At 62.2% G+C, this 26,653-nt stretch carries 12 protein-coding genes and 2 pseudogenes; 4 read left to right on the top strand and 10 right to left on the bottom strand.

What is annotated here, in order from left to right:
• Positions 1 to 108: 108 nt before the first annotated feature.
• The 10 genes and pseudogenes from CMI59_RS00185 to CMI59_RS00140 all read right to left on the bottom strand — a co-directional run.
• Positions 109 to 2,616, bottom strand: a pseudogene (locus CMI59_RS00185) (strawberry notch family protein); the annotation flags it as partial.
• A gap of 95 nt (positions 2,617 to 2,711) precedes the next feature.
• On the bottom strand, positions 2,712 to 2,930 hold the full coding sequence (locus CMI59_RS00180; RefSeq protein WP_293323079.1) for a DUF6117 family protein: 219 nt from the start codon (positions 2,928 to 2,930) through the stop codon (positions 2,712 to 2,714).
• Positions 2,927 to 3,337: a hypothetical protein gene (locus CMI59_RS00175; RefSeq protein ID WP_293323077.1), complete on the bottom strand. Its 411-nt coding sequence runs from the start codon at positions 3,335 to 3,337 to the stop codon at positions 2,927 to 2,929. Before CMI59_RS00175 ends, CMI59_RS00180 begins: the two co-directional genes overlap by 4 nt.
• 97 nt (positions 3,338 to 3,434) lie before the next feature.
• A complete protein-coding gene (locus tag CMI59_RS00170) occupies positions 3,435 to 5,543 on the bottom strand; it encodes a ParB/RepB/Spo0J family partition protein (protein WP_293323075.1) in 2,109 nt (702 codons plus the stop codon).
• Between the two features lie 279 nt (positions 5,544 to 5,822).
• A complete protein-coding gene (locus CMI59_RS00165) occupies positions 5,823 to 6,599 on the bottom strand; it encodes an alpha/beta hydrolase (RefSeq protein WP_293323073.1) in 777 nt (258 codons plus the stop codon).
• A 62-nt stretch (positions 6,600 to 6,661) separates the two neighbouring features.
• Positions 6,662 to 7,615 (bottom strand): zincin-like metallopeptidase domain-containing protein, encoded by a 954-nt coding sequence (locus tag CMI59_RS00160; RefSeq protein WP_293323071.1) that lies wholly within the window; start codon positions 7,613 to 7,615, stop codon positions 6,662 to 6,664.
• A 181-nt stretch (positions 7,616 to 7,796) separates the two neighbouring features.
• Complete coding sequence (locus tag CMI59_RS00155) at positions 7,797 to 11,135, bottom strand: DEAD/DEAH box helicase family protein (protein ID WP_293323069.1); 3,339 nt, start codon at positions 11,133 to 11,135, stop codon at positions 7,797 to 7,799.
• Between the two features lie 14 nt (positions 11,136 to 11,149).
• Positions 11,150 to 14,545, bottom strand: a pseudogene (locus CMI59_RS00150) (UvrD-helicase domain-containing protein).
• Positions 14,542 to 17,196, bottom strand: coding sequence for a PD-(D/E)XK nuclease family protein (locus tag CMI59_RS00145; RefSeq protein WP_293323067.1), 2,655 nt, complete (start codon positions 17,194 to 17,196; stop codon positions 14,542 to 14,544). The pseudogene CMI59_RS00150 and the gene CMI59_RS00145 overlap by 4 nt, the downstream one beginning before the upstream one ends.
• An 18-nt stretch (positions 17,197 to 17,214) precedes the next feature.
• A complete protein-coding gene (locus CMI59_RS00140) occupies positions 17,215 to 17,358 on the bottom strand; it encodes a hypothetical protein (protein WP_293323065.1) in 144 nt (47 codons plus the stop codon).
• Between the two features lie 151 nt (positions 17,359 to 17,509).
• Between CMI59_RS00140 and CMI59_RS00135 the strand changes: the two genes are divergently transcribed.
• The 4 genes from CMI59_RS00135 to CMI59_RS00120 are packed head-to-tail and all read left to right on the top strand — an operon-like array spanning position 17,510 to position 26,632.
• Positions 17,510 to 18,373 (top strand): WYL domain-containing protein, encoded by an 864-nt coding sequence (locus CMI59_RS00135; protein ID WP_293323063.1) that lies wholly within the window; start codon positions 17,510 to 17,512, stop codon positions 18,371 to 18,373.
• A gap of 25 nt (positions 18,374 to 18,398) precedes the next feature.
• Positions 18,399 to 21,902: a helicase-related protein gene (locus CMI59_RS00130; RefSeq protein WP_293323061.1), complete on the top strand. Its 3,504-nt coding sequence runs from the start codon at positions 18,399 to 18,401 to the stop codon at positions 21,900 to 21,902.
• 9 nt (positions 21,903 to 21,911) lie between these two features.
• Positions 21,912 to 22,403, top strand: coding sequence for a hypothetical protein (locus CMI59_RS00125; protein WP_293323059.1), 492 nt, complete (start codon positions 21,912 to 21,914; stop codon positions 22,401 to 22,403).
• The gene (locus CMI59_RS00120; RefSeq protein WP_293323057.1) at positions 22,400 to 26,632 is read left to right on the top strand and encodes an ATPase; all 4,233 of its coding nucleotides are present in this window, start codon (positions 22,400 to 22,402) and stop codon (positions 26,630 to 26,632) included. Before CMI59_RS00125 ends, CMI59_RS00120 begins: the two co-directional genes overlap by 4 nt.
• Positions 26,633 to 26,653 lie beyond the last annotated feature (21 nt).

Raw genomic sequence — 26,653 nt, 5'->3', positions numbered from 1 at the left:
GATTATCCAAAGCGGAAAACCGAAAATGAATCAGAAGAACAACAGATTGAAACCCCGAACTCAGCATAACGCCGACGCGGCATATTATGTGTTATCCGGAGCTCCGGATAATACATATTCGCGCGGGGTGATGTCGACCTGGACGTCGTTCCAGTCCTCGGTCGGAATCTCGGCGAGCCGACGTTCCATCAGGGCTTCCCCGGTCGAGACGATCTGGATGACGGCGGCATGGCCGGCTTCGAGATCGGCGTCGATGGCGCGGATCAGCGACGGCGTCTTCATCGCCGTGATGAGGTGGTTGAAGAAGCGCTGCTTGGCGCTCTCGAAGGCGGACCGTGCGGCGGACTTGGCTTGCCGGTTCAGAGTGCCTTCGCTGCCGGTGACGTTGGTCGCCTGCATGGCGGCGTCGAGATTGTTGTGAATGATCGCGAAGGCGCCGGCATAGGCGTCGTAGATGCGCCGCTGCTCGTCGGTGAGCTGGTGCTCGACCAACTCGTATTCGACCCCTTCATAGGATAGAGAACGAGCCTGGTAGAGGCCGAGCGCCTTCAGGTCGCGGGCCAGCACCTCCATGGCGGCGACCCCGCCATCCTCGATCGCCTCGACGAATTCGGCACGGGTGGCGAAGGGGAAATCCTCGCCGCCCCAGAGACCGAGCCGCTGGGCATAGGCGAGATTGTGGACCGTGGTGGCGCCGGTCGCCGAGACATAGACGACACGCGCATCGGGGAGCGCGTGCTGCAGGCGCAGCCCGGCGCGGCCCTGCTGCGAGGCGGCCTGGTCGCCGCGTTCGCCCTTCGATCCGGCGGCGTTCTGCATGGCGTGGCTTTCGTCGAAAATGATCACTCCATCGAAATCTTCCCCCAACCAATCGACGATCTGCCGGACCCGCGAAACCTTGGATCCGCGCTCGTCGGAGCGCAGCGTGGCATAGGTGGTGAATAGGATGCCCTGCGGCAGACGGATGGGCGTGCCCTGGCGAAACCGCGACAGCGGTGTGACCAGTAACCGCTCTTGTCCGAGCGCCGACCAGTCGCGCTGTGCGTCCTCGAGTAGCTTGTCGGATTTGGATACCCAGACGGCGCGGCGGCGACCTTTGAGCCAGTTGTCGAGCAGGATGCCGCCGACCTGGCGGCCCTTGCCCGCGCCGGTGCCGTCGCCGAGGAACCAGCCACGCCGAAAGCGGACAGCGTCGTCGGCATCCTCCGCCGCGGCGGTGACGACATCGCAGGTCTCATCGACGATCCAGGCGCCGGCGAGATGCTGGGCATGGGCTTCGCCGGCATAGATCACGCTTTCGAGCTGGGCGTCGGAGAGAGTGCCATCGGCTACGAGTTCCGCTGGCAGATGCGGGCGATAGTCCGGTTTCGGCGGCGCGACAGAGGCCATGGCGGCGGACTGGACGAGCCTGGTCGGATGCGCCTGAGAGCCGGGAATACGGATCGACTGAAGCGCGTATTCCTCATAGATCGCATCGGTGAGATGCCCGCCTTGCGGCGGGGTCCAATCGACTGTCTCGTAGGAGAGTTCTTCGCCGGTCGGGGCGGCAATGGAAGATGCAGTGCTGATGCCACCGTTATGGCGCGGTACGGCTGAGGTCGAACGCGACGGGGTGACCTGCTGTCCGGAGATCGTCGGCAAGGAGACCGGTGCGCGGGGCGGCATGTCCGCCTCGATCCAGCCAAGCAGCGTCGCGACATCAGGCGCGACGCCCAGCGATGCCGGAAAGGCGGTGGGATCGTCGGCCGCGATCTTGTCGATCACCGTCAGCCGTGTGTCGATGGTGGTGCCATGGCGCGCATAGACCGCACCGTCGATCGCAGCCGTGAAGACGACGCGCCCATGCTCCTGCAGGCGCATGAATGCGTCCCGCCATCTCGGGGTCTCGGGTGCGAAACTGGCGCCGGTGATGGCAACGAGGCGTCCACCGGGCGCCAGGCGCGCCAGCGCCGAGGCAACATGACGATAGGCGGCATCTGCCATGCGTCCGGAGACATTTGCCATCACCGAGAATGGCGGGTTCATCAGCACGACGGTGGGAACAGCANTGGNGTCCAGATAGTCGTCGATCTGGGCNGCATCGAANCGTGTGACCGAAAGAGCCGGAAAGAGGGANGAGAGAAACGCGCCGCGCGTCTCGGCCAGTTCGTTGAGATGNAGCNNNCCCCCNGCGATNTCGGCNAGAATGGCGAGCAGNCCGGTGCCGGCNGANGGTTCCAGCACGATGTCNTCCNNGGTGATCGCNGCGGCGGTCGCCGCGGCGAAGCCCAGGGGGATCGGNGTCGAGAATTGCTGGAAGGCTTCGCTCTCTTCTGAGCGGCGGGTNTGCGAGGGCTGAAGGCCTGCGATCCTGGTGAGCAATGGCAACGCGNCCGCCGGAGATCCGGCTTTGCGCAGAAGCGCNTTTCCGTATTTGCGNANNAACAGGACGNCGGCGCCTTCGCAGACGTCATAGGCGGTCTTCCAGTCCCAGGCGCCATCGGTATCGGAGCCGCCGAAGGCGGCGTCCATCNCGATNCGGAGCGCGGGCGCGTCGATGCGNTGNNCTTGTTCGAGAAGCGGAAGGAGTTGANGGGCGGCGCGGGNNAGCGCCGCCNCGGGAANGATCTCTGTCATGGGGGAGAACCTCGGGAGAGCAGGAACGGGGCAAGCCGGGCAGCGCTCTCTCTGGACCGCACCGGCTCATACCCGTCCCGGCAACCCTCTCCCTCTCATGGCTCGGGCGGCCGATAGGCCTCGTAGGGATTNCCGTCGGCNAGATGNCCNAANGGCGTGAAGAGGAACTCGCCGNCATCCCGGCCNACCGCGCANATCACATAGCGCNCCGCNCCGGTCTCGGCGTCGGCGCATTCGAGCAGGGCGAGATTGCCGTCGGCGGCGGCNCGCANCAGCGTCTGGAAATTGGCGCGGGCATGNTCGGGAATGCTCATGNCNGGCCTCCCNNNANCGTNTCGNCGAGCCATTCGCCGGTATAGGTCCACGCCACGGTCTCGCCGGTGGTAAGGTCGAGGACATGGGCGCCGCCACCGAACGCATCGACACGGGGCCGCGAACAAGTATTGGCGTACTGAAAGCCCCACCGGCCGGTCAGTGCGAACGCTGCGGCGCATCGTTTGACGAACTGGATAGCGTGTTCCGGATCACCGGTGCCATCATCGCGCATCCAAAGACAGGTGCCGCCGTGCTCGGGCACGATCGAAAGATCGAAGCCTTCCGATGGCGGGTCTTCCGATCCGTTTTCTTCGGACAGGCGGTTGTAGAGATCGAGCGCGCGCGCCGCGTTCTCGGGTGTTCCGACGTCGAGGACGCAAGAGAAGTGCGTGAAATAGTCAGCCATGTCGGGCTCCTGAAATGAAACGGCCCGGTGCGGTGACCGGGCCGAGATGAGACTGATGGTGGGAGATGCGGGGCGGCCTGGGCCGCCCCGCAGAGTGCTATTCGGCGGGTACGGTTTGCGGCGCGTCGACAGGGTCTTCCTCACCTTCGTCTTCGTCGGAGAGGAAGGCTGGCAGGGCTTCGGCGTCGTCGCCCTGTGCATCCGAGGTGGTGCCGTCGTCGATGACGGGCAGGCGCAGCGGTTCGGGCAACCAGCCGCTGTCGGCGAGCAGCCGTTCGGCCTCCTTCGCCATGTCCGGCTTCTTCAGATGGTCGATGAGCTGCGCGGTTTCCTCGCCCTTGGCTTCGCGCACCGCTTCGAGGATGCGGGGCTTGGTCACCCGGCCGAAATAATTGTCGACCGTCGGCCGCCATCCGGTTTCCACCATGTCGAGCCCGACGGCACGGGCGAGCCGGTCCGCCTCGTGGATGCGCTGCCGAACGCCACCCGCGGTCGGCCCCGCGCCATAGGGATTGGCCTTTTCATAGAGCGCGTTGACGCCGAAGGAGACGCAATGGGCGAGGAGCGCCATGCGGCTCGCATCGTCGAGACCGTCGATCTTGGCCCAGAGCGCCTCGTCGTCTTCGAGGGGCAAATCTGCCTTCCAGGCCTCATGCCGGTCATCGACGGTCTTGGCGGCCGCGCTGTCTTTCAGGTCATCGCCCTGCACCGGGAAATAGACCTGCCGAACCGATGCCTCCAGGCATCCCGGTGACGAGACATGCTGGAAGGCGTCACGTACCAGCTTGTGGATCAGCGCGGTCATGGCGACGGAGGGGTTGTCGGCCAGCGCATCACGCAGCGCCAGGGAGCGATGCGCCGTCAGTTCGATCACCAGCCGCTCGGGCAGCGGCTTGATCGCATCGTCCTCGTCGTCCTGCGGCTCGGGTTCACCACCCACGGAAATGACGGTGCGTTGCACGGCGCCGGAACCGGTTGCCGCATCGCTTTCGCTTCCCGCGTCATCGTCGCCCTCGGGCACTTCATCCTCGGGACGGACATAGCCGCGCTCGGCGGAAAGCTGGCCATCGTGCCGGATGCTGACGAACGAACCGGCGCGGCCGATCTCGGCAGGATCGTATTGCTTCGGGCGATCCTCGAAGGCGTCGAGCACCACCTCGATCTCGCCGAGCCGTTCATCCACTTCGTCGGGTAATTCGTCGGCCTCGGCATATTCGGCTTCGAGGCGGTCGAACTCCTCGCGCAGCGCTTCGCGCGCGGCCCGTTCCTCGTCGGTCAGATCGACCGGTGTGCCGGTAAGCGCCCGCAAGCCGTTGGTGTGGCCATAGGGGAAATCGGCCGCGACCGAGATCCATTTCCAGCCTTCCTCGGCGATGATCTCCGCCTCGGCGGTGAGTTTCTTGCCGACCAGCCGTTCGAGCAAGGCAACATTCTCGATCCAGCCGCCGTCATCGTCCTGGAACAGATCGCGCAGGACAGTGCCGCCGGCCTCTTCATAGGCGTCGATGGTGACAAAGCGGACGCGCCGATCCGAGGCCCGCACTGTATTCTCGGTGAGCATGCGACGGATCTGATAGGGTTCCTTCGACCAGCTATGCTCGATGGCCTCCCAGACCTGTTCCTGTCGGGCATGGTCGGTGGAAACCGTGAAGGCCATGAGCTGATCGAGCGTCATGGCGTCCTCGGCATAGAGATCGAGGAGTTTCTCCGACACCGAAGCGAGCTTGAGGCGCTGCTTGACGGTGTTGACCGAGACGAAGAAGCGCGCGGCGATGTCTTCCTCTCTCATGCCCTGGTCCCTGAATGTCTGGAAGGCGCGGAACTGGTCGAGAGGATGCAGCGCTGCACGCTGGACGTTTTCGGCCAGGGAATCTTCCTCGGCCGAGATGTCGCTGTCGGCTTCGCGCACATTGCAGGGGACCGGCGCGGTCCGGGCCAACCGCCTCTTCTTGGCCAGAAGTTCGAGTGCCCGGAAGCGGCGGCCGCCGGCTGGAACCTCGAACATACCGGTCTCCTTGCCGTCGCCGTCCACGACCGGGCGGACGTTGAGATTCTGCAGAAGGCCGCGGCGGGCAATGTCCTCGGCCAGCTCCTCGATCGAGACGCCGGACTTGATGCGCCGGACGTTGGACTGGGAGAGAACGAGCTTGTTGAAGGGAATGTCGCGCGAGGCGCTGAGGGTGATCTTCTTGGCTGCTGTCGCCATGGTGATTTACTCCGCGACGGGCGCCGAGAGCCTCTCTCTCGGCTTGAAACCCGTCACGGAAACAGGGCGCAGCCCTCTCACTCTCCTTCTCGCGAATGCCGGAACCGCCGAGTTTTCCGATGACTCTGGCCGGGATCCAGTTGCGTGCCCGTTTCTTGCAGTGGGTTTTCGGCGGGACCAACCGATCCTCGCCTAGCTCGGCGCGCGAGCTGGCCCACCATCATTGGTCAAACCAGTGTTCAACAGGGTGATCAGTGGATCGAAGATGAGCTTCGGTATTCAGTGCGGCCTATCAAGAAACCGCAACGCCGTAGAGGCGAAGGGGGTCGCGGCATCGAAAATGGCAGAGTGGTCGCTGCCCGGGATAATCCACAACTCGGAATTCGGTATCGAACGATAGAGGTTGAGCGGAATTTCAACCGGGAAGAAGTTGTCGCGATCACCGTGCACGATGAGCGTGCGCGCTGTGATGATCGACAAGCTCTCTTTCGTGAAATTCATATCATCATCATTTTCGGCCAGCGCGTTGAATTGAGAGAGGAGTTGGCGAATCTGTTCGTCGCCGCGCTTGGCGCACTCGCGATACATTTCCTGAACGTCACGAGGCAGAGTGCCAATCGAAGCGCGGCGCATTATTGCCCTGGCCTGGTCCGGAAAATGTGTAGTCGTGCTGATAAGCACCATCGAGTCGATGCGATCAGGCTTGCTCGTCGCCATGTGCAGGAGCGTCATTCCGCCAGAACTGATGCCCATTGCCGAAAAGGATTCAATTCCAAGTTCGTCGAGCAGGAGGAACACGTCCTCGGCCGCGTCCCGATGTGTGAACCTGTTATCTGGATTGGTGGAGTAACCATGGCCGCGCAGATCGACGAGGATCAAGCGATAGCGCTCGGAGAGTTGGTCGATGAAGGGATGCCAATTCTGGCTGCATCCGCCGAACCCGTGCAATAGAACAAGCGGTTGTCCGGTTCCGTATTCCTCGTAGTGGATCTCGAGTTGGTTGAGTTGGATGGTCTGCCCGGGGCCGGTCGTTCGCTTGGGAGCATATGTGGTCATTGTTGTTGGCTTTACATTGGTCGAACAAGCGGGTGCGCGGCGGTGGTGTAGTTGCCATTGAATCATATCGTCAGCGCCTCGGGAATCCCATTGATTGATTTCGCATCTTCTGGCGCGAAGGCGAGAAGCCAGTCTGCGGCCTTGCCTGCTTGGCTAGCAGCGCGGACGATGGCGCGATTGTCCTCGCGCAGCACCTCGAGCCAAGAGCCGATATAGTCGGCATGCCGGACGGTCGGCGCGATGCCGAGCGAGGCGCAGCAGAAGGCCGCGTTGATCTCGGCGATGAGCTCTTCGAACGCGTATTTCTTCGTGCCGAACGAGCCCGAGAAATCCCGCCCCAGACGCGAGGGATGGCCTGTCGCGTGGCCCATCTCGTGCAGCGCGGTGCGGTGCCAATTGATGGGTTCGAAATAGGCCTGCGGCGGCGGCACCTGCACATAGTCATGGGCGGGCACGTAGAATGCCCGGTTGCCGCCGATGCGAAAGTCGATGCCGGTGGCGGCGATCAGTGCCTCGACACGCGGTTCGATCAGACCCGTCGGCACCGGCGGTGCGGCGGTCGCGAGATCTTCGGGCAGGTTCTCGCACTGGTCGGTGTTGAAGACGGTGAAGCGCTTCAGGAACGGGATCGCCTGGGCGTCCTCGCCGGTCTCGCGCGCCCGGCGCTTCTCGTCCTCTGGCACGAAGCGGTCGGCGTAGACGACGGTGGTGCCGCGTTCACCCTTGCGGACATTGCCGCCCATCGATAGCGCCTGGCGGAAGGTCAGCCAGCTCTGGCCGGAAAAGCCGCGTTCGATCACGGCGCCCCAGAGCAGCAGGACGTTGATGCCCGAATATTGACGATCAGTGGAGGCGTTCTTCGGGAGGCCAAGGGGCGCCTTCGCCGCCGCCGTTCCCCAAGGCTGGACCCAGGGCACATGGCCGGCCTCCAGTTCGGCGATGATCTTGTCGGTGATTTCGGAATAGAGATTGGTCCGGTCGCGCCGGGCGCCGGATTTGCGGTTGTGTCTGGACATCGCGGGTCTCCGCGACGGGCGCCGGAGGCCTCTCCTCCGGTCCTCATCCCGTCACGGCAAACCCGTCCGCACTCTCACTCTCAAAGGGGGCGTTGCGGGAGAACCCCCCGCTCGAAGGGGTCGGCCGAGACTATAGGCTCGGACGCAGGGGAAGGCTTTCCCCTCCAACTTCTTCGAATGGTCAGCTGCTTGCGATTACCTTCAGCCGCATGGCGCGTGTCTCAAGGAGATAGGTCTCCACGCTGGCCAGCAGATGCAGTCCCTCTTCGGTGACCGCGGCGCGCGATAGACCAGGCTGAACGATGCGCACATCGAATTCGTAGCGATAGTCCTGCCAGCCCGCTTTCAGCTTCTTGAGGAAGGCGGCCGTTCCCTGTTCGAAGCGGGAAGTCTGGCCCTTCTCGAGGCGCAACTTCTCCCGCTTCAGCATATGAATGAACATTCGATTGGGACGATCGCGCCAGCGGGCGGATTTCTGGGCTTGCCCGCACACTTCGTAGAGATCCTTCACCCGCGCGCCAGGCGTGTCGGAACTGGAATATTTGCAATGGTGAAGCGTCACCTGCACGAGACCTTCAGTCACTCGAAGCGTGACGACGTCCGCGATCTCACCGGCGCCGTCATCGTCGAAGATGAGGTCATAGGCGTCGCCTTCTGCGAGCAATGTCTCGATGACGCGCCGCTGCACGGAGTCGACCCGCTTTTCAGGTCCCTGCGCTTCGGCGCGGATATTGGTCTTCGACCAATCCCAGGCCTCGATGCGGTCGATGGGATAGGGTTCAACCACGACGCCTTCAGGCAAAGCATAGAGGTGGCTGTAGATCAGCAGTGAGCCATCCCCAAAATCGATCTGTGGGGAATCCTCGCCGAAGGATTCCGACAGCGGTTTCACCTTGCCGCTGACCTTGATGGTTGTTTTCGGACCAGAGCGCTGCGGATAGCGGGCGCCACCTTCGGCAAATACGATTTCGAATTCGGCGATATGGGTGTCGCTGCGCACCGCGAAGCGCAATGGACCCGTGCGTTCATGATCCAGCAGCTCGATGTCGCATTCGGCGAAGGCTACGGGTTCGTCGCCGAAACTGATTTCGATCCGGTCCTCGATTTGCGTCAGCAGCGATTCCGGCCAGTGGATCGCGACCGGCGGCACCTGCGGGCGTTCGCTGATCTGGCGAGGCCGCATCGCGCTCTTGAAGACGCCATCGGTGGTGATCCCCGGATCGTTGACGGCCTTGCCGATGTCCGCGCACCATTCGACCCAGTCAGTCAGATCGCGAACCCGCGAAATCGACCAGAACTTGCCTTTGGCCGAACAGCCACGAGAGGCGGGAACNCCGTCGAGGAAACCGGTNGCGAACACGTTGTTCTTGATGCGCGACTGGGACTTCGCNGTGTCGAGTCCGTCGGCGACATCGACACCCATATACATGGAGTAGCGGACACCGCGTCCCTGATGGTGCGTCAGGCCAAGATTGCGCAGGATCAGGCGATTGAACCCATGCAGGCTGCGGAAGACCTCCTCGCCCTCGACCCGGCGCGNTGCCTCACCGCAGACCGCCTTGGCCAATCGGTCATACGGTCCCTTGATCGAGCTGCTGATATANAGGAGCTGACTATCGGGATCCCAATGCATCATGTGCAGGTCCCAGGTGACATTGGTCGCGTGCTGGGCCGTGGTCCAGCCGGCCTGCTCTTCGGACCGGGTGACGAAGATGGCGACACGCTGGTGTGGGTTGACCTTCATGCCGAGATAGACGCCGGGACTATACAAGTCCTCGGCCCGCAAAGGCTCCCAACCATCGCAATTGGTGCGATAGACGACGGCGTTCATCTTCGGTTCGAGCGTCTGCAGCGGAATGTCGCTCAAGTCGCCGACAAAGCCCTTGAACATCTCGGCACGGCGAACCTGCCGGTCGATCTTCGCGGTGCTGAGTGCCTCGACCAGCGCGTTCCAGTCGGCATCCTCCGCATAGAGCTTGGCCAGTGAACGATCAATGTCGTCAATGCCGGTGTTGGCGATGACNGTGGCGTCGCCGAGGCGTGGATCCTGGCGGGTGAAGCGGCCGACAAACTGGATGGTGACAGCGATGCTCTTGTGCGGATCGTGCAGGGCGGCGATCTTCAGTTCCGGCAGATCGAAACCTTCGCCGAGCATGTCCACGCAGACGATGATCCGGCTCTCGAAGCGCCGCAGAGCGGCAAGGTTTGCACGGCGTTCACGGATCGACTGCTGGCTATGGACGATGACCGGACGTAGTTCCGGGTACATTTCGCTGTAAAGCTGGTGGAGGGCTCTGGCGCGATCGATAGTCTGGCAGCGCGCCATGGCGAGATGGTTGAGGCCGGCTTCCAGATCACCCTGGAGGACCTCGCCGAGCTTCTCCGCGATCGCGAGATCGGCGTCTGCCTGATCGAGCCCGAAGACAGCCTCGAAGCGAATCGGCTTAAAATAGCCTTCGGCCTGCGCCTTCTTGAGCGGATAGGTGTAGATGAACTCGCCGTCGACGCGCCGGCCGTCCTCACGGAATGGTGTGGCGGTGAACTGGACGATCGGGAGCGGCGGCTCGCGATCGGCGAAGAGGCCCCGAAAGCGCGCCCATGTCGGCGCGCCGATGTGATGAGCTTCGTCGATAAACAGCGCCGAGGCACGAGCTGCCATCCGCTCCTGGACCGCTGCTTCGGCGCGGCCGGCGACCTGCATCGTTGTGACGATGACATTGGCGCTGTCGAAGATCTCATCCACCTCAGTTACCGTCGTCGGAATGTGCGAAAGGCGCATCACCATGGGAAATGCTGCCTTGTCTTCCAGGCATTGCTGTTGCCTCAGCACGCCGAAGGTCTCGAACTTGCCCGCGATCTGCTCTCGAAGGGCGTCCGTCGGCACTACGACCAGTAGCCTCTCGAAGCGCTGGTGGACGTTGAGCGCGAGCATGGTTTCCGTCTTGCCGGTGCCCGTCGGCATGACGATGGTGGCCGGATCGATCGATCGCGTCGCATGGGCCAAAGCCGCGTGCAGTGCGCCGATTTGAGGACGTCGCAGACCGAGCTGGGCTGGCCGCTCGTTTTCGGCTGCTCGTCCCTCGCGGAGATGAAAGGCGCCCGACCAAGATGCCGAAACCGCGGCCAGCCGTTCGACCCGCGCTTGGCGACTCAACGTGTCGATGCGGATGGGCAACGGGGCCATCCACCGGCCTTCGCCGGCGTCGAGTGCTTCTACGATCTGCGCCGGCTCACTCGCGCCGGGGACCAGAAGAATGAGCTCCGCCTCCAGCGACGTAGCGGTCTTCGCGTTGATGATCTTCAGTATCTCGCCAGACGGCAGCGTGGTTTCATGACCAGTCACACGGCGGATTGAAAAGGGACGCAGACGGCACCGTACGCGCTGCGGCGGAGCCGCCAATTGGCGTATAGGGCTTCCCAGGGCCTTGCCCTCTATCGCAAGCCGAGCAGGCAGCAGCAGTTCGACTTCGGGATTGAAGAGATCATCTTGGACGGGCTCGGTGCGCTTGCGGGAGGCCATGGTCGCGTCCTCGGCTATGCCGCAATCGTCTGGGGAGAAGGCGGGACGGTGATCACCGTCCCGTTCGTCATCAGAACGATCAGGCCCCGTTCGGCNCCGGTCATNTCGAGATAGGCACGCACCTGAGCCCGATAGTGATCAAGNGTCTCCTGGGNGGGATTCACNTCGCTCTTCCAGTCGATCACGACGGCTGGCCGACCTTCCGGATNAACCGNAANNGCGTCCGCGATGCCCGCCGTCGCAACCAGNTCGGCNTNCTCNTGCTGAANGGCATANACCGGAAANTCAGCGAGCAATGAGGGACGCAANNCCGCCACCTCCGACAAGGCCAGCGTTCGCGTCACGCAACCGGCCAGTTCCTCAGGCNAAAGCCCGTNCGCCGGATCGGAGGNNGGCTCCTNGCCGAGCGCANNNATNAGGTCNNNNGCACGCGCGGTGAGCGCCTCGNCGGCNTCGTNGCATTCCCCTGTCAGGACTTCTTCNATGAGCTTGTGAAGGATCANNCCACGNTCGCGNCCGCCCNGGANGGAGGCGNGCGCNTCGGNGTCNGGCNCCNGAGCATCAGCCGAACCGGCCCAGATGTCCGGTTCTTCTTCCTGAAGCACNGAACCNGTNGTCGTCTCGTCGCGGCTCGGCGCAAGCCAGGTCAGNTGCATCTGCCTTTCGNCAATCGCANNNGCCTCAGTGGCGAAACTCTCCCGTGTCTGNNCGTTTNCNGNANCGNCTGTCNCCGCGATCGNGTCGAGCGGCAGATGCGACACGTCNAGGTGAGGGAGATCTGTCAGGGACAGGTCCACCAGGCCGATCCAGGCTGATTTCGAAGGCGTTACGTCGAGCCGCGGCAAGANCAAGAGTTCCCGGGCGCGGGTTGCNGCGACATACCAGAGCCGGACCCGCTCGCNNTCCAGTTCATCCTTCTCTGCCTGCCGCGCCGCGTCATAGCCGGACGGAGGGACACCCAGAACCGGGCAGTAGAAGGTATCAGTCTGGCGATCGGTCACAGCGCTNTCGGGCGCCATNACCCCNGTCATNGTGTTGATGGGGATGACGACCGGCCATTCAAGNCCTTTNGCGGCATGCATCGTGTAGAGGGCGACGGCTTCNTCCTGCGCATCNGGCCGGCCTTCCACCGCGCGGGCCTCATCCGNCCATGCCGCCGTCATTGCCTCGGAAAAGGCCCGCAGACCCCGTACCGCATAGCTGACGGCGAGGCTGAGATAGAGATCGACATTGGCAAGNGCTCGTTCTGCCTGACCGCGATGCCGCTCCAGAAGAACCGGGCGTACCCGAAGGACGTCGACGGCCTGCGAAAGAAGATCGTGNGGTGTCGTGCTNTTGGCGCGTTTCTGGAGCNCTTGCAGCCGCTCGATCNCATCGCGCGCCAGCGGATGCACTATTGCCGCGNGGTCGACGCCGAGGTCGANCCGNGGGATNCGGNCGGGTTCTTCTTCCGAACGCGGAAGCGCCCAGACGATGTCCAGNAGNTCCTCTTCGCTGAGCCCNACAAGCGGGCCGCGCAGCAATGCGCCGAGCGCCAGCGTATCACGACGATCGGCGAGAACNCGCGTGATCGCGATAAGNTCCTGCACTTCCTGCCGGCGAAACAGACCTTTGCCGGCCTGGGTTGCGACCGGGATGCCCCGGNGCTCAAGGGCTTCTTCATAGCGCCAGAGTTCCGCGCCGGTCGGGGCGAGCAAGGCGANGTCGCCCGGCTGGCAGGGGCGTTGTGCACCGGCTTTGCGATCCTGGACCGGATGGCTGCCGATCAAGCGTGCGCAAAGTTCAGCCACCGCTTCGGCTTCGGCGTCGCGTCGTTGCTCGGCNCTGGCCTTGCCGTTCTCGTCAGCGACCGCGATATCGATCGCCGNGACGCAGACGCCGTCTTCCGGATCGTCGTGGAAGGGATCNAGCGCTGTGAAGCCGGGCTGGCCATCAGCCGANAGNACANNCTCGAACCGTTCGTTGACGAANGTGAGGATCGAGGCACAGGAACGGAAATTGGTCGAGATCGAGACGAGGCCGTCCGCGTCNTGTGTCGAGAAGGCCGTGCGNGCCTGGACNTAAGCGCCGACATCCGCGCCGCGGAANCGATAGATTGCCTGCTTGGGGTCGCCAACCAAGAAGAGTGCGCCCGGCCGAATCCGGAANCGCGTCCAGTCCTGCGGATCATCACCGGGATCACCGCATAGACGCCAGAAGATTTCGGCNTGNAGNGGGTCGGTNTCCTGAAACTCGTCGACCAANACCTTTGAATACCTCTGGCCGAGCGCCTGTCGCACAGTTTCATGGTCGCGCAACAGGTCNCGNGCGGCGTAGATGAGATCGTCNAAATCGAGNTGGGCGCTGGCGCGCTTGTGCTCACGATAGCGCGCAAGGATTGTGCGTGCTTCGTCGATCAATATCGTAAGGACCTGGCCGGATACCGCCTGGAGCAGTGCGGTCCACGCGGCACAGCACGCCTCGTACAGGCCGCTGGCCGTATCGTTCAGCCTGTCGCCGTCTGCCTTGGACAGCCCTGCCTGCTTTGCCGCTGCCGCCCATTTGCCCTTCTTGCGGTAGGCGTAAAAGCTGCCCGTCCCGGTCGTAAGGTCGGGATGCGGGCGTGCAACCAGCAACCCGACGAGCCCGGCGGGTGTGGAACCATCTGCAGCCGATGGAAGGGCAGCCGCCATTTCAGAAAAGCGCGCGGCGAAGACCTCCGTTTCCGGCTCATCGACGCCGGCGCCTTGCATAAAGGCCGAAAGTTCGTCGGCCGCCTGCTGGAAGGCTTGCAGGTGACCTGCAAAGGGCATCGCCTCCGGTGCGACCAGATTCCTCGACCGCCGGAGGGCTTCGGCGATCTTGTGCATCAGAGCGACGGTCTCTCCCGGGTTATGCAGCACCATCTCGGCGAGGACACCGCCCTGATCGCCAGACAATCGTTCGCGCAGCCAGCCATCGACGATTTCGAGGAAGTTGAGATCGGCCTGGTTGCGGTCGATGACCGCTGCGCCCGGATCGATATCCGCTTCCGCCGGGTAGGGCTTGATCAATCGCTGGCAGAAGCCGTGGATGGTCGAGCAGGTGATTTCGTCGATCGCCGTGCTGGCCGACATCAGATTCTCGCGCTGTGCCGCAGACAGTCCCTCCGGCAGGCCGGCGCGGAGCTCCGGTGCGATATGGCCGGCGGCGAGATCTTCGACGAAATCCCGAACGCGCAGGAGGAGCTCGCTGGCCGCCAGTTCGGTAAACGTGACTGCCGCGATGGAACTTGGCGTGACGCCCTGCGCTAGCATGACAGCGATCCTGCCGGCCATCACGGCGGTCTTGCCCGATCCCGCGCCGGCCTCAACCAGAATGGATCGGTCGTGACGGCTGATCGCGTCATGCCGGGCACCATCATCATTCAGAACTTTCACGCTGCTCATCATTCCGCCTCCCAGATCGGCGCGACCTCGCTGAGCCGCTCAGTCGAGGCGGCTTGTTTGCGTTTGCAGTAGGTGGCGCCTGCGTTTGCCGGCAGGGCAAAGGCGAGATCGTCATAGTCGCTTCCCGTATCCGGCCCGGGCAGTGCAGCGCCGCTGACCAAGGCGGTTCTCGCCGCCCGCAGATATGCCTTGATCTCCGCCAGGACGATCTCCGGCTCGTCGAGCTGGAGATCAAGCGGTTCACGCGGATAGAGCAGCGAGGCGCTGATCGCGATGTGGTCGCCCAGGAGCGCCTTGACGGCGAAGGCATAAAGGCAACGCTGAAGCTCGCGGCCGCCGTTCACGCGTATGTCGCCTTTGGGCGGCTTGCCGGTCTTGTAGTCGCGCACGAGTGCCCGGCTGCCGTCATCAGCGATGTCGAGCCGGTCGATATAGCCGGCAATGTGAAATCCGGTGTCGGGGATGATCACCGGCACACTGGCGTCCCAGGGCAGTGCCGCCTCCGACTTGGGCTCGGACCCGCCGAACGGGACTTCGCCAAAGGATCGGCTGCCCGGCAAATGATCATTGCCATAGGCAAGCGCCTGTCCGGCAAGAGCGCGCGCGTCCCCGAGCGTCCGGCCCCAGATAACAGCGGGCGGAACGGGCCGCTCGCTTTCCCACTCGGCAGCCACCGCACCAGCGGCTTCGTCCACCGCAGCCTGGATGGCAGCCACGTCGGCCGACGCCAGGCCGCCCGTCGCTTCGAGGTTTCGCAGGGCGCGGTCGAGCACCAGATGGATGAGGTCGCCGGTTTGCAGGGCGTCAAGCACGAGCGGCTCGGCACTGCCTTGCGGGGATTTCCAACCGAGAGCATAGCGCCAGAGGAAATTGAGGGGGCTGCGCAGCAGTGTCTTGAGCGAGCTCGCCGACTGGGTCCGCCCGAGGATCGCGAGAACCAAAGGATGATCGGACCTGACCAGGCCATCATGAGCTGTCACATCGGCCATGCGCCAATCGCGCCAGCAGGAACGCGCACTCAATGCCTGGGGATCGGCGGCGAATTCCTGCGGCCGCGCCAACAGCCGGTCGGTTTCACTGAAGGCATGGGCGGGAACGGCGTTGCGCCGCAGATAGGCTTCCTCGTCATAGGTGGCGAGGAGGGGGCTGCGACCCAGCAGCCGGCCGTCGCTATCGCGTCGAGCGCGGGAGAGGACGACGTCGCTGCCCGTAGTGGCGAGGATCGTATCAAAGTCACGGCGATCTGCGAGATTGACGGGAAGCGGGTCGAGCTCGCCCGTTGGAATGATATGGTCCGGGATCAGCCGATCTTCGGCGATCCCGCGTGGCCAGCGGGAGGAATTGAGACCGATCAGCCGAGCGAAGCGTCGCGGCGACGCGGCGAGGGCGCTGGCCGGCATCCAGGCCACGGAGACGGAGGCATCGAGCCCGTCATCCTGTTTCAGTGATTCCAGCGTGCTGTCGATCGCGCCGGCGGGCCCTGCCAGAAGGGCTTTGCGCCAGATGGACAATGCCCGGCCCATAAGGAAGGCTTCACCGATCTCCTGTACCGCGTCCGGTCCCTTTGCCAGCAGATCGACCGCAGCACGCAACACCGGGGCGTGATCCATGCCGTCGGGCCAGTCGTCCGGCGCGAGGCGCGCCAGCAGTTGGTTCCAGGCGGACGGCGTTGACAGGGGTGCATCGCTTGGAAGGACGCGCATCCAGCCATCAGGAAGGGAAGCCAGAGGTGCAGAATTGCGGCACAGGGCTGCGAGACGGCGCAAGCGCGACTGCGAAAGCCCGCGCACGACGATGTCGGCGAGTGCCGCTGCCGCTTGTCCGTCACGTGTGGTGACGGCCGGGACGCCATGGACGAAATGCAAATCGATATTGGCATCGGCGCGCAGCGCGAGAAAGTGATCGTCGTAGTCGGCCGGCGACGCGGTGGCGATGGCAATGTCGGCGGGCGATATGCCCGACGCAAGCAGCGACCGGACCCAACGCAGTGTCTCGACTGCCTCATGGTAAGCGGTCGCGGCACTGACGGATCGAATGGCCGGCGCCTCAGCATCGCCTCGAGCGACAGCAACGCCGCTTTCCTTGAGCCAGGCCGGGACAGGGCGAGGACCTGACGTCCATTGCATGGGCATGTGCTCGGCGAGCGCCTTCAGCAGAGGCCGCCAGCAGGGAGACAGTTCGGTCAGTCCGACGATTTCCATCGAGCCGAATATGGCGGGCGCATGGGTGATCCGGCTGATGGCTGCGGCGACGATATCGATCGGACGCATCATGCCGCCCGGAAGCTCGGTGAGAACAGCGGCTTCCAGGCGAGCGATGGCTTCAAGCCTTGGATGATCAGCTGACCTGGAGGCAAGATCGATACCTGCCCGCCACGCCTTGTGCAGTGTGTCGGCGGCCGCGCCGATCATGCCCGGCAGCATCTTGATATCTTCCAGTTCGCCCATCGGTGTTTCAGGGAGGGCCATCTGGATCGCCGCGCGCAGACTCTCTTCGTCGATCGCGCGGGCGAAGCCGCCCGCGAGCCGCACCGCGGCTTGTTCGAACGACATGATCTGGAGGCCGTGTTGACCGCTGCGGGCAGCCGCAAGGCGGGCCTCCCGCATTGCCAGGCGACCATACACGACAAGGGTGGATCGCTTCGCGGCCGTCATCGCTGCCCCCTTTCCGGGTTACTTCTTGTTCGGGCGCTGGGTCAGCGCCGACGCTGCCGCGCTCTTGGCGGCCTTGCTGCTTTTTGGGTCCCGCAAGACCTTCGCGGCTGCGCTCGCCGCCTTCTTGCCGGTGACCTCACGGTTTGCACTGCGCTTGGGCATCACCCTCTCCTTCGGAAATTAGCGATGTTCTGCCGTTGACGAACGGCCGTAATGGGAATAATAATTACACGGACTGGTCGCGATGTCCATATAGTTTATAGTCTCATCGATGCGGCCAGCCGTATAGTTTTTGGCAATCAGGGAGCCGAGAGTGCGCTGGGGTGTTGAGCAAAGGCTTGAATTTATTGAGTTTCGCCTGTTCTGGGAGGGCTCGATCAACCGCGCTGACATCGTTGAGTTTTTTGGCGTGTCGATTCCGCAGTCTTCGAAAGACCTGACGCTTTATCAGGAGAGGGCGCCCGGAAACATGGAGTATGACAAGCGCGGCAAGCGCTATGTCGCTGCCAAGAAGTTTGTCCTGCGCTTCCTGGATCCCGACCCTTATGTCTATCTTGCCCAGCTTCGTTCAGTTGCCGAAGGCTCCGTCCCGTCCAATGATTCCTGGATTGCGGAACTCCCCAAGACCGATGTTGCGCTAACGCCCAAGCGGGATGTCGACATCGAGGTTCTGCGCAAGATTCTCGATGCCGTGCGCGAAGGCGTCTCCGTGGATGTCTTCTATCAGTCTATGAACAAAGTTCGTCCGGATCCGATTTGGCGAAGGATCACGCCGCATGCGTTTGGCTATGACGGGTTCCGTTGGCATGTTCGCGCCTATTGTCATCTCGAGCACAAGTTCAAGGACTTCCTGTTGCCACGGATGCTTGAAGTCGGCCGCAAAGGCGACTCAGGTGCAACTGGCGAGCAGGACTGGCTGTGGAACAACTTTTTCGACGTGGTCATCGGTCCGCATCCCGATCTGACGGAGAGCCAGAAAAAAGTTGTCGCCAAAGACTACGGGTTCGACCACGGGAGCGGCGTTCTTTCGGTTCGCTATGCGATGCTGTTCTATGTTCTCAAGCGACTAGGCTTGCTTGTGGATGCGGCAAAGCAAAGCCCTCGTACGCAGCATATCGTTGCATTAAACCGCAAGGAGACTGAGGCGGCGCTGGAAAAGGCGGAGCTTCAGCTATGAAGATTTCGGGGGGAAGCGTCGACTGATGGGTGCAAAACTCGAGGACGTAAAGAACGGCGCGTCGATTTGCGGTATTGCCTCGGCGAGGCCGGTACATGTCGTTTCGGTCGACTGGATTGGCGACCAGGCGATTAACGTCGTCTACCGCGACCATAACGGAGCGGTGGCGGAGTCGGTCCTCTATCGCGACGATGAACATCGCCTTGAGGTGGAGCAGAGCGGTCGAGCCTGGTCGTTCGATGCCGATGGCGCGCTTTTGCGTCTCGTGACCGAGGCCAACCGCATCAAGTTGGCACACTATTTCGACCCCTACCTCGCCATTCACACCAGCCTGGTCGATCCGTTGCCGCACCAGATCTCAGCAGTATACGGCGAGATGCTGCCGCGCCAGCCGTTGCGTTTCCTCCTCGCAGACGACCCTGGTGCCGGTAAGACGATCATGGCCGGCCTGCTCATCAAGGAGTTGATCGCACGAAGTGATCTCGAACGATGCCTGATCGTCGCGCCTGGCAGTCTTGTTGAGCAGTGGCAAGACGAACTCGGGCAAAAATTTGATCTGGAATTCGACATCCTCACACGTGACATGATCGAAACCTCGCGGTCGGGCAACCCGTTCAGCGATCGAGACCGGTTGATTGTCCGGCTCGATGTGTTGGCGCGCAATGAGGAGCTTCAGGAGAAGCTTATGAGCGCCCGCGAATGGGATCTGATCGTCTGTGACGAAGCACATCGCATGTCAGCGACGTATTTTGGCGGCGAGGTGAAATACACACGCCGCTATCAAGTCGGGCAGAAGCTTGGGCAAGTTTGTCGTCATCTCCTGCTCATGTCGGCGACCCCACACAATGGCAAGGAGGAGGACTTCCAACTCTTCATGGCGCTGCTCGACGGCGATCGCTTCGAAGGCCGTTTCCGGGATGGCGTACACTACGCCGACACCGAAGACATGATGAGGCGGCTGACGAAGGAGGAATTGCTCAAGTTCGACGGCCGGCCGCTTTTCCCGCCGCGTCGTGCCCGCACCGTCAAGTACGAGCTCTCTGAAGGCGAGGCCGCCCTTTATACTGCCGTCACCGAGTATGTGCGTACCGAAATGAACCGTGTGCAGCGGTTTGCTGAAGGGGATAACAAGAAGCGCAACAATGTTGGTTTTGCATTACAGATCCTGCAACGGCGCCTCGCTTCATCTCCGGCAGCAATCTACCAGTCGCTGAAACGCCGTCGCGAGCGTTTGGAGACAGAGTTGGGCGAAGCGCGGCTGGCGGCCAAGGGGCGCCGTGCCGGGGTCGCCGAGCCGGCGCTCAACGCCGATATGCTGGGCAACATCGAGGAATACGGCCAGGACGAGATCGACGAACTTGAAGATCTGATTTCGACCGGCGCAACGACGGCTGAGACGATCGAACAGCTTGCGCTGGAAGTCGAGACGCTGAAAGACCTCGAGTCCAAAGCCATGGGCGTCCTGCGTTCCGGCGTGGACACGAAGTGGACCGAACTCAATCGTATTCTCGACGATGATCTCATGACTGACGCGGCGGGCAATCGCCGTAAGTTGATCATCTTCACAGAACCCAAAGACACGCTTCACTATCTTCTCGACAAGGTACGTGCGCGCCTCGGCAATCCCGAAGCAGTCGACGTGATTCACGGCGGTGTATCGCGCGAGGAACGTCGAAAAGTTATCGAGCGATTCATGCAGGACAAGGACCTGCTTGTCCTTATCGCAAACGACGCGGCCGGCGAGGGCGTGAACCTTCAGCGCGGGCATCTGATGGTCAACTACGACCTTCCATGGAATCCCAACAAGATCGAGCAGAGGTTCGGTCGCATCCACAGAATCGGGCAGTCCGAGGTATGTCACTTGTGGAATCTCGTGGCGGCTGACACGCGCGAAGGTGAAGTCTATGCGCGGCTCCTTGAAAAACTGGAGACGGCGCGGGAGGCATTGGGCGGTCGCGTCTATGATGTGCTGGGCGAGCTATTTGAAGGAACGTCGCTCAAGGATCTACTCTTCCAGGCGGTTCAGTACAGCGAGCGGGAGGATGTGAAAGCACACCTCTTCCGCCAGGTAGATGGAGCAGTCGATCAATCCCATCTGTTGGAGTTGCTTCGGCGGCGCGCGCTGACCAACGACACAATGCCCGCGGCCAAGGTCGATGAGCTGCGGCTGGAAATGGAGCGTGCCGAAGCGCAGCGGCTCCAGCCTCATCACATCCAGAGCTTTTTCATTGAGGCGTTCCAGCATCTCGGTGGTCGTCTCAAGCGTCGCGAAGACGGGCGCTGGGAGATCACGCACGTTCCGGTGCGCATCCGCGAGCGCGATCGGCAGATCGGTATCGGAGCGCCTGTTCAGAAACAATATGAACGGATTTGTTTCGACAAAGCCCAGATCAACCAGCAGCCAGTCGCTTCATTTGTCTGTCCCGGTCACCCGCTTCTGGAGGCCGTAATCAGCCTGATCCGCGAGCAATATGAGCAGATCATGCGCCAAGGTGCGATCATGGTCGACGAGACGGATCCGGGCGATGCGATTTCGGCAATCTTCCTTCTGGAGCACACGGTACAGGACGGCCGGACCACAAGCGCAGGGAAGCCGCATGTGATCTCGCAGCGGCTCCAGTTCGCCGCAATCGACCGGGCCGGCGAGACGGTCAACGCTGGACTCGCGCCTCATCTCAACCTGCGACCGGCAAAGACAGAAGAGATCGACGCTGTGCGTGATCTGCTCGATGAAGAATGGCTGACCAGCGAACTGGAAAAGTCTGCGATCAGGTTTGCCACGGTGGAACTGGCCCAGGAACATGTCTCTGAGGTCAAGGCCCGCCGGTTGCCTGAAGTTGAGAAGGTCGAGCAGGAGGTCCGTGCCCGATTGAAGAAGGAGATCAATTACTGGGACTCGCGAGCCTTCGAACTGAAGGAAGAAGAAAAGGCCGGTAAGCGAACCCGGCTAAACTGGCAGAACGCGCAGCGTCGTGCCGAGGAGCTCGCGGAGCGGCAGAAGCGCCGGATGGACCAGCTTGAGCAGGAGCGGTTTATTTCATCCCAACCGCCACGAGTGCGCGGCGGCATGGTGGTCATTCCGCATGGCCTTCTGGCCGCGCGGGATGCCCCCCGAGTTCGAGACCATTTCGCGGAAGACCCCGCAGCTCGCAAGAAAATCGAGATCGCCGCGATGCAAGCGGTGATGGCGGCGGAACGCGCTCTGGGACACGCTCCTGTCGATGTCTCCGGCCAGAAGGTTGGCTACGACATTGCTTCACATGATCCGAAATCCGGGCACCTGCGGTTCATAGAGGTCAAAGGTCGAATTGATGGTGCAAATTCCGTGATGATCACGCGCCAGGAAGTCATCACGTCCTTGCACGAGCCGGAGAAATTCATTCTGGCGATCGTAGCGGTTGCCGACGGCTTCGCCCATGTACCGCGCTACGTGCGTGGCCCGCTCGTCGAGCGGGAGCCGTCATTCCTTGAAACAGCAATTCAATTCGACCTTCGTCGCCTGCTGGAGCGGGCGCAAGAGCCAGCTTAGGGGGGTGTCGTGACTGATATCCAGGATTTCTCCATCCTCGCCCCTGTTCCGCTGGAGCACCTTCAATCGGGAGCCGAAATCTCCGGCAATACCGGTTTCGTTGCGTTTGGCTCGCGCAAATGGGAGCTGTTCCGCAAAGTCGACGAACTGCGTGCCGGTCAGCGTGTTCCTGTCCTCATATATCCGTCGCATGAGGACGTGCCGGCGAAGGACAGTTTTATTGTGTCCTGGGTGGGATGGTATGTCGGTTGTGAGGAAAGCGGAAACGGCAAGCATTCAAAAGGCATGATGCATCGCCCCCCGACCACGGAGCAATATTCGTCGGATAATCAAGGGCACTGGGCGGTATTTTGGCACGTGTCCGAACTGTGCGAACTGGCTGCCGCGCAACGCTTGCCGATTTCCGCAATCCAAACGGTCAAGGGTGGCTGGCGCAAAAGCTCCCCACCGCGCGGACCAGAACTGGTGGCCACTCCCTCAACACTTGAGTGGCCGCTATGAGCGCGGGGCGTCAAATAGCGGCCGGCGCCGCCGCTCCTCCCGACTATTTTCATCGGATCCGGGAAAGCGCGTCGAGACGTTGGGATCAGCTCGAAGCGGACCCGGAGCTTGCGGGTCCTTGGCACCAGCTCTTCAAGCAGGTGCAAAGCCCGCGACACATTCTCTCGGAGCTGCTTCAGAACGCCGACGATGCTGGCGCCAAGGAAGCGCGGGTATCGATTGAGAATGATCGCTTCGTGTTCGAGCATGATGGCGAAGACTTCATTGAGGCTCATTTCGCGTCGATCTGCCGCTTCGGCTACTCGAACAAGCGGGCCCTCCATACGATCGGCTTTCGGGGAATAGGCTTCAAGAGCACATTCAGCCTGGGCGATCGGGTTGAACTTTTCACGCCGACGCTCGCTGTCGCCTTCGAACGCACCCGGTTTACCGAACCGCGCTGGATCGACGGTGGGAACACCACATCGGGAACCACGCGTGTCGAGGTGGCAATCGCCAATCCTTTGCTGCGCCGTGAGGTCGAGAAGAACCTCGACGAATGGCTGAAAAGCCCGGTGTCGCTGCTCTTCTTCAAGACGATTCGGCGCCTTCAAATCGGTGATGAGGCAGTGCATTGGCAAAGTATCGGCCCGGGTCCCATAACCAATAGCGAATGGATGGCCCTTGACGACAAAGCGGATGATCCCTTCCTGCTGGTCCGCTCGGCCGAAGAGGAGTTTCCGGTCGATGCGCTCGACGAGATCCGCAAGGAGCGTATGATTGGCGCCGAGGACGGCGGCGACTTTCCACCCTGCCGGGTGGAGATCGTCCTGGGAGCAAAAGGACGTCTCTATGTGGTCCTGCCGACCGGTGTTGAGACCCCGCTTCCCTTCGCCTGCAACGCTCCCTTCATCCAGGATCCCGCGCGCCTTAAGATCAAGGATCCAGAGACGTCGCCGACCAATCGCTGGCTGCTGAAGCGCGCCGGAGAGCTCGCCGCCAATGCGATGGCAGAGTGGCTCGAACAGACCAAGGCCAGTCCGCGCGACAGGGCGGATGCCTACGGGTTTCTCCCGGACGTCGACCGAGAGGCGAGCACGCTCGAAGGGTCTTGTGCCGCCATTGTCGAGCTGGCGTTTGACGAAGCGATCGGGGATCGGCCGGTCCTGCTCACCGAAGCAGGTCAGGTCGCCGCCGCCAACGGCGCGATCGCTGTCCCACAGCCGATATTTGATATCTGGCCCGCCGACCAGGCGATGGCCTTGCTCGATGAACAGTCACGACCGGTGCTCTGCCAGCATGTGTCGTCGAAAGACCGAACTAAGCTGGTTCATTGGAGCCTAGTGGAGGAATTTTCGAAAACCGATCTGCTTGAGCAATTGCGCAGCAAGCATCTCCCCCGACCGTCCACGTGGCGGCACCTGCTGAATTTGTGGTCGTATATCGCGCCCGAGGTAACCGGCTGGCAATGGCACGACACCGACCGCCTGCGGATCGTTCCGGTCCAAGGCAAGGAAGTGCTCTACTCAGCCTCGGAAGTCGTACGACTCGGCGAGAAGAAGCTGCTGCAGTCCGACGAGGACTGGGAGTTCCTAGCCGACCATCTGATCGTACTTAACCAGAACTGGACGCGTTTCTTAGCTGAACAGCGCCGCGGCAGAAGTGCCAAGGACACTGGGCGCGGAGACACAGCCGAGGCCGCCTTCGCGGTGCTGGAAGAGATCGGCCTTGACGGGACCAGCGACGTTAATGCCGTGATCGAACGCGTCGCCGCCGACTACTTCAAGTCCGGCCAACCAAAGTTGGTCGAATGCGTCCAGCTTGCCCAGATCGCAGCGAAGCTTGGTGTAACCATCGGTGAATCGTTCCGGTACGCCAGTGCCGACCGAACGCTCCGCTCCATCGAAAAGGCCGTGCTGTTTGACGAGAATGGCGCGCTGGAGGAGCTGCTGCCGGAGGCGATCCAGCAAACACGGTTTCTGCATCCAGATTATGTGGCGAGCTTCAAGTCCTGTACCCGCGACGAGTGGCTACAATGGATCTCTTCTGGCAAATCAGGGCTGCGGACATTCCCTCCCCTTGAAGAGACGCGGACGTTCTCGGGACGTGAGTCTTCGCTGAATGTCGAGCTGAAGAAGCGAGCATTCTCGGGACGGATTGAGTATCGGTACAAGGACCCCTGGTTCCATGTTCACGATTGGGACTTTCCAGCCGAGCTTTGGACTCATTGGCAGCGCGCAGCAAAGACGGACGACGGCATATGGGCCGCCGTCGCGGAGAGGCTGATTGCGGAGAAGAGCGATTTCTGGTCACAGAAGGCATCTGCGACAATCGTCGAGGAAGCTTCTAACGGCCATCGACGAACTGTATTGCGTCGTGGTCTACTTCCGATGTGGGCCTCGCGGCTCCGGGAGCTACCGTGCCTTCGCGATGTGCGGGGCTTTCTGCACAAACCCGGCGATCTTTTGCGGCGCACCCCGGAGACGGAAGCGCTGATCGATGTCGAGCCCTTCGTGCATGGGCTGCTCGACCGGGAAACGACCCGCCCGCTGCTGGACCTGATTGGCGTCCGGAATGCACCGAGCGGCCCCGAGCGCTTGCTCGACCGATTGCGCGCCTTGGCGAAGTCGGACAGGGCTCCGACCCACGAAGTCGAGAAATGGTATCGCCGTCTCGATCAGATGTTTGACGGAAGCTCGACCACGGACGCGCAGAACATCAGGGATGCCTTCAGGACCGAGAAACTCATTCTCGCCCACGACGGCACGTGGGTAACGGCCGGTGGTGTGTTCCTATCCGGGGATGAAGAGGATGTTCCTGGCGCTGCGACAATCCGGGCTTCCGTGGTCGATCTCAGCCTATGGCGGCGCATCGGTGTCGCTGATCGCCCGTCAGCAGACCTGGCCCTGCAATGGCTGGGTACTCTGGAATCAGAAAAGGTGCTGTTGCCCGACGATGCGCGCCGCGTTCGCACCTTACTGGGACGCTACCCCACACGAATCTGGGAAGAGTGCGGCCACTGGGTGAACTTGCTGGGCGAGTGGGTTCCGGTGGACACACTCAAGTACACGCTCAGTATGCAGAGCCTGTTCACTTACGGGCACCTCCATGATTGGGTAAAACGCAGGACTGCGGATCTCCGTCAGCTCTCGGCCGACACGGTTCAGGCTGTGCCGTTCGCGTCAATGGCTGCACTGTCGGACCTTGTCGAAGAGCGATTCAACCAACCTCCGTCACTTGCGGGTCTGGAAGACCGGCGGGCCTGGTTGACAGCGTTTGGAGTTCAGCTCGGGCGGATCGAGTTTGCTGATCCCGCCGACACCGATCGGGTGAGAGCACTAGCAGAAGCGATCGCGGCGACGAGCTGGGTCCAGGCGCCCAAGCTGGAGGTCATTCCCTACCTTGATGGTGTCCCCGCGGGCACTGCACGGCTTACTGATGTCCTGTGGTTGGACCGCCAACTGTTTGTCAGTCCAATACCGAAGGCGAAGCTCGCCAAGCGCGTGCCCGAGGAGATAGGAAAGAACCTGACTACCGATATCCGCGCGGCCTTGGCTTATGCGTTCGATCGGTCGCCCGAGGACATCAAGGATTACCTCGAGGAAAACTTCACGCTTGGTCCGGAGCAAAAGGTTATTGCGCCGGTTGTCGAACATCCGCCCGAAGCCGAGCCGATTGACGATGATGTAGTAGACGAGTCTTTCGTGGAGGCCGGCGTGGATGTTGCGTCGACCGCGATGGACGGAACCCGACTATCGGAGGACGATGAGCTAGCCACACCACCCGAACCCGAGCAGCAGCCCATGGAGCCGGATCATGGCTTGATTGACGATGAAATCGTCACCAAGCCTCGTGCGGCTCCGAAGCCGCCTCGCCCCAGTGTCATGGCGCGTTTCGCGCTCGCTCGCGGGTACAAGGCCGATGGCGACGACCGCTTTTTCAATTCGGACGGAAGCTGGATCGGCCGCGCCAATGGCGCGAGATTTCCCTGGGAGCGCCGCTCGGCGAGCGGCGAAGTGTTGTGTCACTACTATCCGAAGGAACACTGTCTGGAGCGCGACGCGCTTCAGATCGAAGCTGACATTTGGGGCCTGCTCGATCAGAAGCCGGACATCTACTCATTCATTCTCGTCAACCCGGAGGGTGAGCCCGTCGAGATGACGGGGACTCACCTACGCGCGCTGCGCGACGGCGGAGAGATCACCATTCATCCGGCAACCTACAGGCTCGTTTATGACCTCGACGACTAGCCCTACGGCATCGCCGCCCGA

This window comes from Parvibaculum sp., from assembly GCF_002684405.1.
GTDB lineage: Bacteria > Pseudomonadota > Alphaproteobacteria > Parvibaculales > Parvibaculaceae > Parvibaculum.
This window is presented reverse-complemented; position numbering and strand designations above follow the sequence as displayed.